Annotated in this window: 19 protein-coding genes; 9 read left to right on the top strand and 10 right to left on the bottom strand. The window is 60.5% G+C overall.

All coding sequences use genetic code 11. The annotated features are described in order from the left end of the window. Positions 1-105: 105 nt before the first annotated feature. Positions 106-732 (top strand): glutathione S-transferase family protein, encoded by a 627-nt coding sequence (locus tag AB4N92_RS02840; protein ID WP_236267405.1) that lies wholly within the window; start codon positions 106-108, stop codon positions 730-732. A gap of 131 nt (positions 733-863) precedes the next feature. Next, positions 864-1,586, top strand: a complete 723-nt coding sequence (locus tag AB4N92_RS02835) for a BPL-N domain-containing protein (RefSeq protein ID WP_106119568.1) — start codon at positions 864-866, stop codon at positions 1,584-1,586. A 39-nt stretch (positions 1,587-1,625) separates the two neighbouring features. Here the strand turns inward: AB4N92_RS02835 and AB4N92_RS02830 are convergent, their stop codons facing one another. The 3 genes from AB4N92_RS02830 to AB4N92_RS02820 form a co-directional block, all read right to left on the bottom strand. Then, a complete protein-coding gene (locus AB4N92_RS02830; RefSeq protein ID WP_010209010.1) occupies positions 1,626-2,873 on the bottom strand; it encodes a hypothetical protein in 1,248 nt (415 codons plus the stop codon). 69 nt (positions 2,874-2,942) lie between these two features. Continuing rightward, positions 2,943-3,305 carry a hypothetical protein gene (locus tag AB4N92_RS02825; RefSeq protein WP_021490749.1) on the bottom strand — a complete coding sequence of 121 codons (363 nt, stop codon included), beginning with the start codon at positions 3,303-3,305 and terminating at the stop codon, positions 2,943-2,945. A 53-nt stretch (positions 3,306-3,358) separates the two neighbouring features. Beyond that, positions 3,359-4,222 (bottom strand): LysR family transcriptional regulator, encoded by an 864-nt coding sequence (locus AB4N92_RS02820; protein ID WP_010209013.1) that lies wholly within the window; start codon positions 4,220-4,222, stop codon positions 3,359-3,361. A 112-nt stretch (positions 4,223-4,334) separates the two neighbouring features. Between AB4N92_RS02820 and AB4N92_RS02815 the strand changes: the two genes are divergently transcribed. Further along, on the top strand, positions 4,335-4,943 hold the full coding sequence (locus AB4N92_RS02815; protein WP_029529083.1) for a LysE family translocator: 609 nt from the start codon (positions 4,335-4,337) through the stop codon (positions 4,941-4,943). A gap of 58 nt (positions 4,944-5,001) precedes the next feature. Here the strand turns inward: AB4N92_RS02815 and AB4N92_RS02810 are convergent, their stop codons facing one another. The 4 genes from AB4N92_RS02810 to AB4N92_RS02795 are packed head-to-tail and all read right to left on the bottom strand — an operon-like array spanning position 5,002 to position 7,682. Continuing rightward, complete coding sequence (locus AB4N92_RS02810; RefSeq protein WP_010209019.1) at positions 5,002-5,127, bottom strand: hypothetical protein; 126 nt, start codon at positions 5,125-5,127, stop codon at positions 5,002-5,004. After that, positions 5,124-5,642 carry a flavin reductase family protein gene (locus tag AB4N92_RS02805; RefSeq protein ID WP_010209020.1) on the bottom strand — a complete coding sequence of 173 codons (519 nt, stop codon included), beginning with the start codon at positions 5,640-5,642 and terminating at the stop codon, positions 5,124-5,126. Before AB4N92_RS02805 ends, AB4N92_RS02810 begins: the two co-directional genes overlap by 4 nt. Continuing rightward, positions 5,642-6,670 carry a methionine synthase gene (locus tag AB4N92_RS02800; protein ID WP_106119570.1) on the bottom strand — a complete coding sequence of 343 codons (1,029 nt, stop codon included), beginning with the start codon at positions 6,668-6,670 and terminating at the stop codon, positions 5,642-5,644. Before AB4N92_RS02800 ends, AB4N92_RS02805 begins: the two co-directional genes overlap by 1 nt. A 28-nt stretch (positions 6,671-6,698) precedes the next feature. Further along, the gene (locus AB4N92_RS02795; RefSeq protein WP_236298283.1) at positions 6,699-7,682 is read right to left on the bottom strand and encodes a DUF1852 domain-containing protein; all 984 of its coding nucleotides are present in this window, start codon (positions 7,680-7,682) and stop codon (positions 6,699-6,701) included. Positions 7,683-7,980: 298 nt separating this feature from the next. Here AB4N92_RS02795 and AB4N92_RS02790 point away from each other — a divergent pair, with 298 nt between their 5' ends. The 6 genes from AB4N92_RS02790 (at position 7,981) to AB4N92_RS02765 (ending at position 11,118) form a co-directional block, all read left to right on the top strand. Beyond that, the gene (locus AB4N92_RS02790; protein ID WP_010209023.1) at positions 7,981-8,214 is read left to right on the top strand and encodes a hypothetical protein; all 234 of its coding nucleotides are present in this window, start codon (positions 7,981-7,983) and stop codon (positions 8,212-8,214) included. 68 nt (positions 8,215-8,282) lie between these two features. Continuing rightward, positions 8,283-8,852, top strand: a complete 570-nt coding sequence (locus AB4N92_RS02785; RefSeq protein ID WP_010209024.1) for a nucleotidyltransferase family protein — start codon at positions 8,283-8,285, stop codon at positions 8,850-8,852. A gap of 130 nt (positions 8,853-8,982) precedes the next feature. Continuing rightward, positions 8,983-9,423 (top strand): tryptophan-rich sensory protein TspO, encoded by a 441-nt coding sequence (gene tspO / locus AB4N92_RS02780; protein WP_021490746.1) that lies wholly within the window; start codon positions 8,983-8,985, stop codon positions 9,421-9,423. Next, positions 9,423-10,349: an alpha/beta hydrolase fold domain-containing protein gene (locus AB4N92_RS02775; RefSeq protein WP_021490745.1), complete on the top strand. Its 927-nt coding sequence runs from the start codon at positions 9,423-9,425 to the stop codon at positions 10,347-10,349. The genes tspO and AB4N92_RS02775 overlap by 1 nt, the downstream gene beginning before the upstream one ends. A 50-nt stretch (positions 10,350-10,399) precedes the next feature. Then, positions 10,400-10,624 (top strand): hypothetical protein, encoded by a 225-nt coding sequence (locus tag AB4N92_RS02770; RefSeq protein ID WP_010209031.1) that lies wholly within the window; start codon positions 10,400-10,402, stop codon positions 10,622-10,624. Beyond that, a complete protein-coding gene (locus tag AB4N92_RS02765; RefSeq protein WP_047540567.1) occupies positions 10,621-11,118 on the top strand; it encodes a GNAT family N-acetyltransferase in 498 nt (165 codons plus the stop codon). Before AB4N92_RS02770 ends, AB4N92_RS02765 begins: the two co-directional genes overlap by 4 nt. Before the next feature lie 21 nt (positions 11,119-11,139). Here the strand turns inward: AB4N92_RS02765 and AB4N92_RS02760 are convergent, their stop codons facing one another. The 3 genes from AB4N92_RS02760 to AB4N92_RS02750 are packed head-to-tail and all read right to left on the bottom strand — an operon-like array spanning position 11,140 to position 13,912. Next, complete coding sequence (locus tag AB4N92_RS02760; protein ID WP_047540570.1) at positions 11,140-11,904, bottom strand: ABC transporter ATP-binding protein; 765 nt, start codon at positions 11,902-11,904, stop codon at positions 11,140-11,142. Further along, on the bottom strand, positions 11,901-12,905 hold the full coding sequence (locus AB4N92_RS02755) for a FecCD family ABC transporter permease (RefSeq protein WP_010209036.1): 1,005 nt from the start codon (positions 12,903-12,905) through the stop codon (positions 11,901-11,903). Before AB4N92_RS02755 ends, AB4N92_RS02760 begins: the two co-directional genes overlap by 4 nt. Continuing rightward, the gene (locus tag AB4N92_RS02750; protein ID WP_021490741.1) at positions 12,902-13,912 is read right to left on the bottom strand and encodes an ABC transporter substrate-binding protein; all 1,011 of its coding nucleotides are present in this window, start codon (positions 13,910-13,912) and stop codon (positions 12,902-12,904) included. The genes AB4N92_RS02755 and AB4N92_RS02750 overlap by 4 nt, the downstream gene beginning before the upstream one ends. Positions 13,913-13,918 lie beyond the last annotated feature (6 nt).

Genomic DNA, 13,918 nt, shown 5'->3' with positions numbered 1-13,918 from the left:
CCATGGTAACCACGGCGTCCGTCACGCAGAAAATAATTTGTCGGCACTCGCGGAGGCTGGCGTAGTCTGTTTCCAAGACACCCCTCTCGCCCCGCGGAGCACTCAATGATTATCGTCCACCACCTCAACAACTCACGCTCGCAACGCATCCTGTGGCTGCTCGAAGAACTCGGCCTGCCCTACGAGATCAAGCGCTACCAGCGCGACCCGAAAACCAACCTCGCACCACCGGAACTCAAGGCGATCAACCCGCTGGGTAAATCCCCGGTGATCGAAGACGGCGACCGGGTGCTGATCGAATCCGCCGCCATCATCGACTACCTGATCCGCCGCCACGGCCAGGGCCGCCTGCAGCCGGACCCGGCCAGCGCCACCTACGACCAATACGTGCAATGGCTGCATTTTGCCGAAGGTTCGGCCATGTTGCCGCTGATGCTCAACCTCTACGTCGGCCGCCTGGGCGAGGCTGGCGCGCCGTTGCATCCGCGTATCGAATCGGAAGTGGCCAACTACCTCGGTTTCCTGAACGACGTGCTCGCGGATAAAAGCTACCTGCTCGGCGATGAGCTGAGTGGCGCGGATATCCAGATGAGCTTTATCGGTGAAATCGCCAAGGCCCAGGGCAAGTTGCAGGCTTATCCGAACCTGGCGGCGTGGGTGCAGAAATTCCAGGCGCGACCTGCGTATCGCAAGGCAGTGGAGCAGGGCGGGGAGTATGCGTTTGCCAAATAAAGGCCCCGGCGTGACGTTTTAAAGCAGCAGCGGGGCTCCGTTCATTTCTCGTCGCAGTGTTTACAACTGTTAACGAATTGAACGGGGCAATCGCTATAGGCTTGGCGGTGTCCAAACCGGAGTCGTACGCCATGAACCTGCGAGCCATCGCCGCCACGTTGTTTGCCTTTGCCCTGTTGCTGCCGTCACCGGCCGAGGCCGGCACGCCTATCACCCACGTCGCCATTTACCGGGGGCCGGCGGGCTGTGACGACTGTTCCGAAAACGTGGCAAAAGCCCTGCAACGCCTCAACCCTGACTACCACATTGATTTTGTGGGCGCGGATGAGTCGATCGACATCACGCCGCAAACCCTGGCGCGCTATGACCTTTACGTGCAACCCGGCGGCGGCCAGGACATCCCCGGCGCCCTGCGCAGCCTGGGAGAGGCGCGCAGCGAGGCCATCCGTAGTTATGTTGCCAACGGTGGGCGCTACCTGGGGTTGTGCATGGGCGCCTACCTGGCGGATGACAGCAACCTCGGTTTGATCCCGCAGGACCTCGACGGAGAAGCCGGTCGTCCCGGTTTTGAAGTGCCTGGCATTGCCGATGCCGCCGTTCAGGTCACCTGGGCGGGCAAGGTTGACCACGTCTTCTTCCAGGACGGCCCGTACTTTCCCAAAGGGTCACACACCACCATCGCGACCTACCGCAACGGTGATGTGGCGGCCGCGCGGTACACCTATGAGAAAGGCGTGGTGGTGCTAAGTGGCCCGCATCCTGAGGCCGGGCAAGCGTGGTTCGAGAATGCTGATATTCCGTTGAGCAAGATGCCTGAAGGGGATCTTTTCGGCTCGCTGATCCGCAGCTTTTGAGACCCACCTATCCCTTTGCAGTGGTCAGACCAACCTGCGTCAGCGCACCACGTCCAGCGTCTGGATTTCATTCACATAGTGGGTCTGGCTCGATGTCGACTCCAGCGTCAGCGCGACGCCCAGGTCCTCGATAAACGCGCGCGACGATGAATACCCGTCCTGCTCGCAGGCCAACCGGATCGCATCGCCCGTCAGCGACGCAAACACCTGGCGCGCCGGGAAGCGCTCGCCCACCTTGCAGGTCAAGGTGGTTTCGGTCGGTTTGTCGGTGGACTTGACCGGTACATTGGCCATCTTCAGATGGGCACTCAAGGTCTGGCCCGGCGCCCAGCTCGTCGGTAGTTTCACCTCGGCCTCGCGGGTCTGCAGTACCTGGCCGTCGCCCACACCGTTCATTTTCGATTTCAGCTGGATCAGGTCCGCCAGCATCAAACGGTCCACATTGAAGGCGCTGCCGTAGGCTTCATTTTTCACCAGCAAACCGCCCTCGGCCTTGAACCGGATCGTGATCGGTGCGTCCTTGCCCGCGCCATTCTTTGACAGGTAGGTGTAGCTCAACGTCTTGAACTTGGGCTGCAACAGCGGCGAGTCGAGGCCCTGGAGCACGTTGGGCGGCACCGGCACATCGGCGAGGTTAGTGTCGGCCACGGTGCGCGGGTAATCCACCGGCGCAATGTCCGGCCGCAACAGCGCCAGCAACCCGGCATTCACGCCGCCCTGCACCGAACAGCTCACACGGGAATACTTGCCCTCCGGCTCCACGATCAGCACCCGTTCCACATTGCGCAGCCCCGGTGCCTTGCCCGGCATGGGTTTGATCGCCTGCCAACTGTTGCCCACCTTCAACTCGCTGCGCGTGTATTGCCCCTCGCCTTTTTGCAGCGCCCCCGGTTGGTCCAGCAATGCCGCGAAGCGCTGGGCGACGTCATCAAGACTGCCGTCCACCGTGAAACCCCAGAAATAATACAGGCCCAACGGGCCAAGATCGCTGACCTCGTCGTTGTAGGACAGCAGCTTCAACCCCGCAATGGCTGGCGCGCTCACCGGCACCGCAGTGGCCTTGGGGTCGGTGCGATCGCGCACCGCGATCCAGGCGAAGTCCTTTTCCTGCTTGAGCGGTGCATAGGCCTGCCAGGCGTCACGGTGGGTGTTCAGACGGCTGAAGAACGTCTCGTCACAGCGGGTGAAGGCCTTGAGCGTGTCGACCAACGCAGCGTCGTCGGCCTGGGCAATCGAAGGCGACAGCAGGGCAGATGCGAGCAGGGCAGCGGAAAACGGCAACTTCATGGGAAAGGACTTCCTTATCGGCGGGCGAGAAACAGGGCGAGGCATTATCCAGCAGTTGGGCGCCAGGCTCTAGTTGGCTGAGCGCGTCAGGCGCAAACGCCAATTGCCGCCGTGCTGAGCATGGCAGGCTTCTTCAGAATCAACGTGAACACAACGCGCCAAATGTACAGGCGGGATCTCGGCGTCGTGCAGCGCGGTGGCGGTCAGCTCGCGGAGACGTGCATCCAGCCCCGTGGCCACGGCATGCGCCTGGTTGGCGCGGGTGTCGAAGACCCAAGTGATGCGCAGACTGTGGGGGAAGTCGGCGTAGTTGACGGTGTGGGTCAGCCATTCAAACCCTGGGATTTCGGCTTTGGCGGTTTCGCAAGCGTCGGTCAGGGTGGCGACAAGGCGACGTTCGATGCGGGCGCTGTCGCGTTTTGATGAAGTCACAGAAAGCTCCGAAAGAAGGCAGGCACCGCAGATTAACAGGGTGCAGGTGACGGCTAGGGCTGAATTCTTAGCGCACTGATGATAAACCCATGCAGGCTATTGACCGCCTTCGACCCGCGAGACGCCCGGCTGCGTAGAATCGACACCTCCATCGGCTCGATATTCCCCAAACCGTGCTCGCTGCCCAAGACCTGAAGTGACGGCTGCACCGTGCACTGAGTAATCGCGGCAATCGCGAGCCCGCCCTCAACCGCAGCCACTTGGCCGGCGAGGCTGGAGCTGTTGTACACCACCTTGAACTGACGCCCCTGCTGGGCCAGTGAATTCACCGCATACCGGCGAGCCAGGCTGGCGCTTTCGTAGACGGCGATAGGCACCGGGTCCCGGCGCCACAGTTCGAACTGAGGCGAGCCTACCCACACCATCGGTTCCTTGAACAGAAAGGTGCCACTGTGCGGCGAGTCCCTGGACACCAGCGCCAGATCAAGGTCACCACTGCGCACGCGTGGGATCAGTGCGGTGGACTGTTCACAGGTCAGTTCGATGTCCACACCGGCGTAACGCGGCGCAAAACGCTTGAGCACCGGCGTGAGGTACTTTGCCGCATAGTCTTCCGCGACCCCGAGACGAATGCGCCCGGTCAAGGCTTCACCATGAAACGCCGCCTGGGTTTCGGCGTGCAAGGCGAGCATGCGACGGGCAAAGCCCAGCAATGTCTGGCCGTCATCGGTCAACTGCAGGTGCCTCGGGCCTCGGTTCAACAAAGGCCGTCCCAGCGCGGCCTCCAGTTTCTTCATTTGCATGCTGACGGCGGACTGCGAACGGTTGACCTCATGGGCCGCGCCCGACAGCGAACCGGCGTCCACCACCGCCACAAAGCACTTGAGCCAATCGATCTGCAAATCACTGGAAGGCATGCGGTTTACCTCTATTCGTTTATCGAATGGCTGTGTAGTGAATTATGCGCTTTTCATGATAGCCGTTCGCTCGCAGGATACGGGCTTGAATCCACCGTTGCCGGACCTGATCATGCCCTTCGAGACCTGGTTGCTCTACCTGTTCACCTGCTGTGGCATAGCGGTAGTGCCTGGCCCCAATGCGTTGTTGGCGCTGACCCATGGCGCGATCCATGGCAGCCGTAAAACCCTGTTCACTATCAGCGGAGGCGTGCTCGGCTTTGCCTTTGTGCTCATGCTGTGCGCACTGGGCCTGGGCGCGTTGATCCAGGCCTCCGCCACCTGGTTTACCGCCTTGAAAGTGGCTGGTGGACTGTACCTGATCTGGTTGGGTTTCGGGTTGTGGCGATCCGCCCCGGTCAGCCTGGACGCGGCCGGCGCCCCGACGCTGAGCAGTGGGTCGCTGTTTCGTCAGGGACTGGTTTCGGCCATTTCAAACCCCAAGGCTTTGCTGCTGTTTACCGCGTTTATTCCACCTTTCCTGGACCCGCACAGAAGCCTCATCGCGCAGACGGCCACCATTGCACTGACTTACGCTGTCGTCGAGTTTGTCGTTGAATACACAGTGGCCAGCGCCGCACACCGGGTTCGACCTTGGCTGGCGCGTAGCGGGCGACGGTTCAATAAAGTCTGCGGTGGGTTCTTTGTGGTGTTTGGGTTGGCGCTGCCCATTCACAGCTGAGGGCAAGGCTTCCCTTTGTTTCTTCTCAATCACCGGCGACAACGCGCCCGACGCCAGCTCATTCAGGATAAACGCCTTGGCCGGCGGTCAATTGCATCACGCGTTTCACCAGGTGTTCTTCATCGCTGACGATGACGCTGGCGTTGCCGTAGGTGCAGTCACGGCGGCGTGGGTAGAGGCTCAAACCACGTCAGGCGCGGCGATGTTGCAATATTGCCCTTTGAAATACAGCAACGGCTGCGTCGCTTCCGCCTCTTGCAGGTTCAGTGCTTTCACTTCGCCAATCACGATCAGGTGATCTCCGGCGGCGTGTTCGGCGTGAATGTCGCAGTCCAGCCAATGCAGGCTGCCGGCGATGATCGGGTTGCCCAGCGGCGATGCCTGCCAGTCGACGTCGTGCCACTTGTCGGTGCCGCGCCGCGCGAACTGGTTGGAGATCCTGACCTGCGCGCCCGAGAGGATATTGACGGCGAATCGACCGGCCTGACGGATTTTGGGGTAGCTGGCGGAACTGGCCATGACGCTGAATGACACCAGCGGTGGGTTCATCGACACGCTGTAGAACGACTGGCAGGTGAAGCCAATCGGCTCGCCATCGATGTGCGATGTAATCACCGTGATGCCGGAGGCGTAGTGCCCGAGCGCTTCGCGAAAACTCAAGGGCTCGATGGCCGCACGGGGACGTGACAGGGTGGGCATCAGTTCGACAGTTCTCGGCGGATGATTTCAGCGCCTGCACTCAACGCATTCAGCTTGCCGCGTGCCACGCGGCGGGGCAGGGGGGCCATGCCGCAGTTGGTGCACGGGTAAAGCTTGTCGGCATCCACGAACTGCAGGGCTTTGCGCAGGGTATTGGCGACTTCTTCCGGTGTTTCAATGGCGTGGTTGGCCACGTCAATGGCACCGACCATCACCTTTTTACCGCGAATGAGTTCGATGAGTTCCATGGGCACATGGGAGTTATGGCATTCCAGCGAGACGATATCGATACTGGATTGCTGCAGCTTGGGAAACGCCTCTTCATATTGCCGCCACTCGGAGCCCAGCGTCTTTTTCCAATCGGTATTGGCTTTGATGCCGTAGCCGTAGCAGATGTGCACCGCGGTTTCACATTTAAGGCCCTCGATGGCCCTTTCCAGGGTGGCAACGCCCCAATCATTCACCTCATCGAAGAAGACGTTAAAGGCCGGCTCGTCAAACTGGATGATGTCCACACCCGCCGCCTCCAGTTCGCGGGCTTCTTCATTGAGGATCTTGGCAAATTCCCAGGCCAGTTTTTCGCGACTTTTATAGTGGTTGTCATACAGCGTATCGATCATCGTCATGGGGCCTGGCAGGGCCCACTTTATCGGTTGATGAGTTTGGTGGCGCAGGAACTTGGCGTCCTCGACAAACACCGGCTTTTGACGCGTGACAGCACCCACCACCGTCGGGACGCTCGCCTCATAACGGTCACGGATTCTGACAGTTTCACGCTTCTCGAAATCAACGCCGCCGAGGTGCTCGATAAAGGTGGTGACGAAGTGTTGGCGCGTTTGTTCACCATCACTGACGATATCAATGCCGGCGTTTTGTTGTTCTTGCAGGGACAAGCGCAACGCATCTTGCTTGCCCTCGAGCAAGGCCTCGTCTTGCAGTTTCCAGGGCGACCAAAGTGTCTCGGGTTGTGCAAGCCAGGACGGTTTAGGCAAGCTGCCGGCCGTTGAAGTAGGTAATAACTTTTTCATTCGGGGTGACCTTGTCATTTTAAATGAATCAACGCGCGCCGTGGGCAGACCACTGCTCCAGCACCGACTGGTAGGGCTTGATGAAGTTTTCCTCAACAAATTTGCCCTGTTCAATGGCCAATCGGCTGCGTTCTTCGCGGTCATACACAATCCGCGTTAATGAATAATCTTGGTGTTGCAGGCTGGGCTGGTAAGATTTACCGGCTGCAGAGTTAGCGTTGTAGATCTCCGGGCGGTAAATCTTCTGGAAGGTGTCCATAGTGCTGATGGTGCTGATCAGCTCAAGCGTGGTGTAGTCGCTGAGCACATCGCCAGCAAAGTAAAAAGCCAAGGGCGCCACGCTATTGGCAGGCATGAAATAGCGCACTTTCAGCCCCATCTTCTTGAAGTATTCATCCGTCAGGGAGTATTCATCTTGCAGGTATTCGACGCCCAGTACAGGGTGCAGGTTTTCAGTGCGATGATAGGTCTTGGCACTCGACACACTCAGGCAGATGACGGGCGGCTTGTTAAAGTGTTCTTTATAAGTGCTTGAGTTGACGAAGCTCTTGAATAACTTTCCGTGCAGCTCCCCAAAGTCAGCGGGTGTGCTGAAGTGGGGCCGGTCCTTGTTGTGCTCCAGCAAGCGCACGCTGAAGTCATAGTCGCGCACGTAAGAGGAGAAGTTATTACCGACAATGCCTGGCAGGCGCTCGTTGGTTTTTCGATCGACAATATGGGTTTTCAATATTTCAATCAACGGAATGGCATGGCCGCTACGTTGATCATCGATGTCCATTTCAACGGAAATGATGTCAAGTTCGACAGAATAACGATCGCCTTTTGGGTTATCCCAGTGGGCCAAGGCGTTGAAACGGTTGTCAATCATCCTTAACGTATTGCGCAAGTTTTCTTGACGACTCGCGCCCCTCGCCAAATTGGCAAAGTTGGTGGTGATGCGCGTATTTTCGGCGGGGTGGTAGTGTTCGTCGAAACGAATGCTCTTGACCGTAAATGCAAACTCTTTGTTCATTGTGATACCACACCCTTTTTGTCGCGATAGAACCTGAAGGTATTGAGTGTTCAGGTACTTATTCAGCGGTCTATAACTTGTCTTTAAGTAAGGTGTATTTTAGGCAGGGCTATAACGTGAGTGAAACTGAATTGATTTCACTGAACCTTTAGCCCTCCTCATGATGGTGCATGTCCGTTGAAGACGTCGTTGCCGGTGCCAGCATCAAAACCAGCCCCTTTCTGTGCAAACCGGTCTACCATGCCTCCCCGGCAGTGGTTCCACGCGCTACCGATCTCTCTCTTGCAAGGTATCGCCCATGTCCATCGACCAGATTTCCCTCCCTAAAGGCGTAGGCCCGCACGCCAGCAAACTCCTCGACGCCATCACCGGCGCTGCCACCCACGAAGCACTCAACCGCGCCGGTGGCAAGGCCGAAGGTTTTGTTCTCGGGCTGGAATCCACCAAGGCGATCAAAAGCCAGGTCGCCGAGTCGCTGTATGTGGCCTACGACGACGCGGCGAGTCACCGGGCAACTGAATTGAACGGCTAGGTGCTAGTCCTGTCATGAGGGTGCGCTAGAGTGGGTGCCTGACGCTGGCCCGATAGAAAGGAATGCCCATGACATTGACTGTCGACGATTTGCTCAACCTGGCCATGGCCAACCCCATCAACGCCGAAATCACCGCGCGCCTGCCTGACCTCGGGGTGGACCAGTGCTTTCTCACGGCGGGCTGCCTGTTCCAGGCGGTGTGGAATCATCAGTCGAACCTGCCTGCTGCCCAGGGCATCAAGGACTACGACGTTTTCTACTTTGATACGGACCTGTCCTACGAGGCTGAGGACGCGGTGATCCGTGCGGCCGAGGTGTTGTTTCAGGACCTGGGCGTGAATGTGGAAGTCAAAAATCAGGCACGGGTTCATCTCTGGTACGGCGAGCGGTTTGGTCGGCCTTATCCGCAGTTGCACACGGCCAAACAGGGCATCGACCGGTATCTGGTCGCGGGCACCTGCATCGGCCTGGAGATTGCGACGGGCGAGGTGTACGCGCCCTATGGGCTGGAGGATGTGGAGCAGGGGGTACTGCGCATCAACCCGGTGCATCCGGAGCCTGAGTTGTTTATGCAGAAGGCCCGCAGTTATAAGGCGCGCTGGCCTGGGTTAAGGATTGTGGAGCCTGCCTGGCTTTAGCGAGGCTGCGAAAGCGCCAGGCCAGGCGATAAAGTGGCCCGGCATTGCCAGTTCCCACCTGTTGATCCGCAGTGAACTTTTACCTGCATACAACACGTCAAAGCTTGAAATGCCCAGCCAAGGACCGCTCATGACGTTCTTCATTTTCCTGCTCGCCTGCGCCGCCGCTGCCAGTACCGGCATGCTCTTTAAACCCGGTGCCTGGTACGAATCCCTGGTCAAACCCAGCTTCACCCCGCCCAATTGGCTGTTCCCGGTGGCGTGGACGCTCATCTACCTGCTGCTGGCCTGGGCCGGCTATCGCCTGAGCCTGATGCCTGGCAGCCAAACCGTGTTGGCGCTGTGGGCGGCGCAGATTGCGTTGAATACCTTGTGGACGCCGGTGTTCTTCGGTGCTCATCGCCTCCTGGCCGGGATGGTGATTCTGGCGGTGCTGTGGCTGACCGTCGCGGCGATGGTGGTGTTGGCGGTGCAGTTGGACCTGATCACCGGCTTGATCCTGTTCCCGTACCTGGCGTGGCTGTGCGTGGCGGCGGCGCTGAACTTCTCGATCCTGCGGAACAATCGCTGATGGCTTATCAACCCTGGCCCGCCAGTGAGACAGAACGGGTCGAGATGCGCCGCTTCAATCAAAAGCTCGCCTGGTTGCCGCGCTTCAAGATCCGTAATCGGGTCACGCCGCGTTTGATCCAGGCGCTGTTGCGAGTCAGTCAAAAGATCAAGAAAGCCCCTCTGGCTGAAACCCACTGCGCCGACTCAGTGCCCGTGCGCATCCTGCGCCCAAGGGGCAAGCCCAAAGGCGTGGTGCTGGATATCCACGGCGGCGGCTGGGTGATCGGCAACGCGCAGATGGATGACGACCTCAACCTGGGCCTGGTCAATGCCTGCGACGTGGCAGTGGTGTCGGTGGATTATCGGCTGGCGATCGACACGCCGATCGAGGGCCTGATGGACGACTGCCTGGCGGCGGCGCGTTGGCTGCTCGCCACCGAGGAATTTGCCGACCTGCCGGTGATCGTCGTCGGCGAATCGGCCGGTGGGCATTTGGCCGCGGCCACCTTACTGGCGTTGAAGCAATGGCCGGCGTTGCTCCAGCGGGTGAGCGGCGCGGTGTTGTATTACGGCGTTTATGACCTGACCGGCACACCCAGTGTGCGCACGGCGGGGCCGGACACCTTATTGCTGGACGGGCCGGGCATGGTCGAGGCGCTGCGCATGCTCACGCCGGGGTTGAGCGATGACATGCGTCGGCAGCCGCCGTTGTCACCGTTGTATGGCGACTTTGAAGGCCTGCCCCCGGCGTTGATGTTTGTGGGTGAACTGGACCCGTTGAAGGATGACACGCTGTTGATCGCTGAACGGTGGCCGGGGGCAGAAGCGCATTTGTTGCCGGAGGCGGCGCATGGCTTTATTCATTTTCCGGTGGCAATGGGGGCGAGTGTGCTTGCCTATAGTCGCCAGTGGATAAGGCATCGTGTGAATGGGCCTGGAACTTAAAAGTTGATCGGTTGGTCAGGTTGTTCATCTTCCATAACAAGGGTTCCCCTATGCGCGAATACACCCTCAACTACCTGTTCAACGACGAACCGCGGACCCACGTGTTCGCACTCCAGCAACCCCAACTGCCGGTGCATGAAGCGGCGTTGCACTTGCTGCAGTTGCATTTCGGCGATGCGGAAAATGGTTTGATCCTGCCGCCTGCGGATGCGACGCCGGATGAAATTCTGCAGCAGGCACAGGTGATGGGCATTACGCAGATCGAGGTTGCATGAGCCCAAGGCCGAGTATTCAGGCAGTCACAGCGGCGGATATCCCTGAGGTCATGAGGTTCGTGCTGCGCGCCCGCGCCGAGCTTTTCCCCACGCTCAGCGCGACGGGAGTGCCGGCGGACCTGGCGCATTTCGAGGCGACCTACCTGCAGGGCGATGGGCAGTTTCTTGTTGCTCGCGATGAGGGCCAGATCGTCGCTGGCATCGGCTATCTGCCCTATGACGGGCGTTTCCCGCAGTTGAATTACCAGGGCCGCAAGACCGTGGAGGTGGTGCGCCTGTTTGTGCTGCCGGCGTTTCGCCGCTGTGGTCTGGCGGGCGAGTTGTACCGTGCGCTGGAGGTGCAAGCTAAAGAGGATCGGGTCGCGGTGATGTACCTGCACACCCATCCGTTTTTACCGGGGGCGATTGATTTTTGGCTTCGACAGGGGTTCGAGGTAGTGGATGTGGACGCGGACCCGGTGTGGCGCACGACGCATATGCAGCGCGCCCTCTAACACAACAGTTGAATGCCCTGATCAGTTCGGGCGCAAGCGCAGTATCTGCGCCCCATCGAACGGGTCCGTCAGGTAGTGCGCCTGCACCCCAAACGTCTCCTGCAAACGCTGCGGCGTCAGGACCTCCAGTGGTTTACCCAGCGCCACCAACCGCCCGTGATCCAGCACCGCCAGCCGATCACAGGTCAACGCTTGATTCAGATCATGCAGGGCAATCAAGGTGGTGACGGGCAACCCTTGCACGCCCTGCAAAATGCCGAGCTGATGCTGGATATCCAGGTGATTGGTCGGCTCATCCAGCAACAGGATCTGCGGCCGCTGCGCCAACGCACGGGCGATGTGCACGCGTTGGCGTTCACCGCCCGAGAGGCTGCGCCAGGCGCGATGGCTCAAGTGGGTGGCGTCGACGTCACGCAAGGCCTGATTGACGATGGCGTCGTCTTCGCCGGACCACGGGCTCAGCGCTGACAACCATGGAGTGCGGCCCAGCGCCACCGCGTCGAACACGCGGATGGCGTCGTCGGTGTCGGCCTGCTGTTCGACCACTGCCAGCTGCTGCGCGATGGCGCGGCGCGACAGCTTGCCCAGGTGTTGGCCGCCCAGTAAGACTTCGCCGGACGCCGGCGTGCGCAGCCCGGCGAGCAGCTTGAGCAAGGTGGATTTGCCGGAGCCGTTCGGCCCGACGATGCCGAGGGTTTCGCCCGGCTGCACGTCCAGATGGATATCGCGCAGCAACTGCGCTTCACGCACCTTGAAGCCCAACCCTTTGCAGCTCAGTACTGTCATCGCGCATTCCTCCGGCCAATGAGGATCAGCGCAAACACCGGCGCGCCGACCAGCGCCGTGACCACGCCGACCGGAATCACCTGGCCTTTGATCAAGGTGCGCGACAGTACATCGGCTGCAATCAAGAACAACGCGCCGCCCAACGCACTGGCCGGCAGCAAGCGCGAGTGCCCGGTGCCGAGCAGCAGGCGCACGGCGTGGGGGATTACCAATCCGACAAAGCCGATGGAGCCAACAATCGACACCATCACCGCCGTCACCAGGGCCGCGCAGCCCACCAGCACAAATTGCACCCGGCGCACCGGAATGCCGAGGGACGCTGCCGAGTCGCTGCCGAAGGTAAACGCATCCAACGCACGGCGGTGCCACAGGCACACCGCCAAGCCTGCAACGGCCACCGGCACCGCTAACCACACCGAGGGCCAGCGCACACCACTGAGGTTGCCGAGCAGCCAGAACAGGATGCCGCGCGCCTGTTCGGAACTGGCGGATTTGGTGATCAGGAAGGCGGTGAGCGCATTGAACAACTGCGAGCCGGCAATGCCCGCCAGGATGATCTGGCCGGTGCCGCTGGCCGAACCGCTGGCGCGCGCCAGCAGGATCACCAGCGCAAACGCCGCCATGGCGCCAACAAACGCGCCCGCCGACAACGAAATCAACCCGCCGCCCACGCCGATCAACGCCACCAGCACCGCGCCAGTCGAAGCGCCGGCACTGATGCCCAGCAGGTAGGGATCGGCCAGTGGGTTGCGCAACAGCGATTGCAGGATCACCCCGCACGTCGCCAGCCCGGCGCCACACGCAGCGGCGACCAGGGCGCGGGTGAGGCGGTAGTTCCACACCACGCCTTCGTCGATGGGGTCAAGCACGTAGCTGGCCGCCCACAGTTTGTTGGCGAGCACCTGGAGCACGACTTGCGGCGAGATGGCGGTTTCGCCGATCGCCACCCCCGCGAGTAGGGCGGCTAATAGCAGGGCCAGGGCGAGTAGGGTGCGCGTCATTTGGGCAGGTCGTAGCCGTCGATGGCCGTGGCCAGTTGCTCAAGCCCGTCGAACGTGCGGATGCTGGCCTGCAGCGCCAGGGCATCGAGGATGATGATGCGGTTGTTTTTCACCGCGTCCATGTTGCGAGTCACGGGATCGCTGCGCAGGAAGGCCAGTTTCTTTTCATGGTCGTCGGCGGGGTAGCGGCGGCGGTCCATGCGTGCGATCACCAGAAAGGTCGGGTTGGCCTTGGCGAGGGTTTCCCAGCCGACGGCGGGCCATTCTTCATCGGATTGCACCACGTTGTGCAGACCGAGGGTTTCCAGCATGAACTCTGGAATGCCCTTGTGGCCGGCCACGTAAGGATCGCTGGCCATCTCGGAACTGGAGAACCACACCAAGGCACTGGCTTGCTTGAGGCCTTTGCTTTGCACGGTGGCAACAGATTTGGCCAAGCGTACCTTGAGGTCGTCGTTCAACTGTTGGCCGCGCGCCTGTACGTCGAAGATCTCGGCGAGTTGGCTGATGCTTTTATAGATCGTCTCGATTCGGAACGGCTCCAGCCGTGTGCCGTCGGCGCCTACCAGGTTGTCCTTGCCTTCGCAGTCGGAGGGCAGCAGGTAAGTGGGGATCTTCAGTTCATGGAATTGCTCGCGGGTGCCGACCACGCCCTGGGGCCCGACCACCCACTCCAGCTCGGCGGCCACCAGCTGCGGGCGCTTGGCGATCACGGCTTCAAAGCTCGGCTCATTGTTGGCTAGCCGCTCGATGCCGTCGTTCTGCACCTTGTACTGCGGCAGTACGCTGTTGAACCACAGTGAGGTGCCGACCACTTTGTCGCCCACGCCCAATGCGTAGAGCATCTCGGTGGCCGCCTGGCCGATGGTCACGCTGCGGGCGGGGGCTTGCTGGAAGGTCAGGCGACTGCCGCAGTTTTCCACGGTCAGCGGGTAGTGGGTGGGCGCGGCTTGGGCGAGGGCACAGAAGCCCAGGCCGGTGAGCAGGGCGGTAACGCGTGGCAGCATGGGGCA

This window comes from Pseudomonas sp. S3_A09, assembly GCF_054668065.1.
Note: the sequence above shows the minus strand (reverse complement) of the source record. Positions and strands in the feature narration are given on the sequence as shown.

Bases quoted from the DNA above. Each gene is read 5' to 3' on its own strand.
- AB4N92_RS02840 (WP_236267405.1), top strand. From the start codon at position 106: ATGATTATCGTCCACCACCTCAACAACTCACGCTCGCAACGCATCCTG.
- AB4N92_RS02835 (WP_106119568.1), top strand. From the start codon at position 864: ATGAACCTGCGAGCCATCGCCGCCACGTTGTTTGCCTTTGCCCTGTTG.
- AB4N92_RS02830 (WP_010209010.1), bottom strand. From the start codon at position 2,873: ATGAAGTTGCCGTTTTCCGCTGCCCTGCTCGCATCTGCCCTGCTGTCG.
- AB4N92_RS02820 (WP_010209013.1), bottom strand. From the start codon at position 4,222: ATGCCTTCCAGTGATTTGCAGATCGATTGGCTCAAGTGCTTTGTGGCG.
- AB4N92_RS02815 (WP_029529083.1), top strand. From the start codon at position 4,335: ATGCCCTTCGAGACCTGGTTGCTCTACCTGTTCACCTGCTGTGGCATA.
- AB4N92_RS02805 (WP_010209020.1), bottom strand. From the start codon at position 5,642: ATGCCCACCCTGTCACGTCCCCGTGCGGCCATCGAGCCCTTGAGTTTT.
- AB4N92_RS02800 (WP_106119570.1), bottom strand. From the start codon at position 6,670: ATGAAAAAGTTATTACCTACTTCAACGGCCGGCAGCTTGCCTAAACCG.
- AB4N92_RS02795 (WP_236298283.1), bottom strand. From the start codon at position 7,682: ATGAACAAAGAGTTTGCATTTACGGTCAAGAGCATTCGTTTCGACGAA.
- AB4N92_RS02790 (WP_010209023.1), top strand. From the start codon at position 7,981: ATGTCCATCGACCAGATTTCCCTCCCTAAAGGCGTAGGCCCGCACGCC.
- AB4N92_RS02785 (WP_010209024.1), top strand. From the start codon at position 8,283: ATGACATTGACTGTCGACGATTTGCTCAACCTGGCCATGGCCAACCCC.
- tspO (WP_021490746.1), top strand. From the start codon at position 8,983: ATGACGTTCTTCATTTTCCTGCTCGCCTGCGCCGCCGCTGCCAGTACC.
- AB4N92_RS02775 (WP_021490745.1), top strand. From the start codon at position 9,423: ATGGCTTATCAACCCTGGCCCGCCAGTGAGACAGAACGGGTCGAGATG.
- AB4N92_RS02770 (WP_010209031.1), top strand. From the start codon at position 10,400: ATGCGCGAATACACCCTCAACTACCTGTTCAACGACGAACCGCGGACC.
- AB4N92_RS02765 (WP_047540567.1), top strand. From the start codon at position 10,621: ATGAGCCCAAGGCCGAGTATTCAGGCAGTCACAGCGGCGGATATCCCT.
- AB4N92_RS02760 (WP_047540570.1), bottom strand. From the start codon at position 11,904: ATGACAGTACTGAGCTGCAAAGGGTTGGGCTTCAAGGTGCGTGAAGCG.
- AB4N92_RS02755 (WP_010209036.1), bottom strand. From the start codon at position 12,905: ATGACGCGCACCCTACTCGCCCTGGCCCTGCTATTAGCCGCCCTACTC.
- AB4N92_RS02750 (WP_021490741.1), bottom strand. From the start codon at position 13,912: ATGCTGCCACGCGTTACCGCCCTGCTCACCGGCCTGGGCTTCTGTGCC.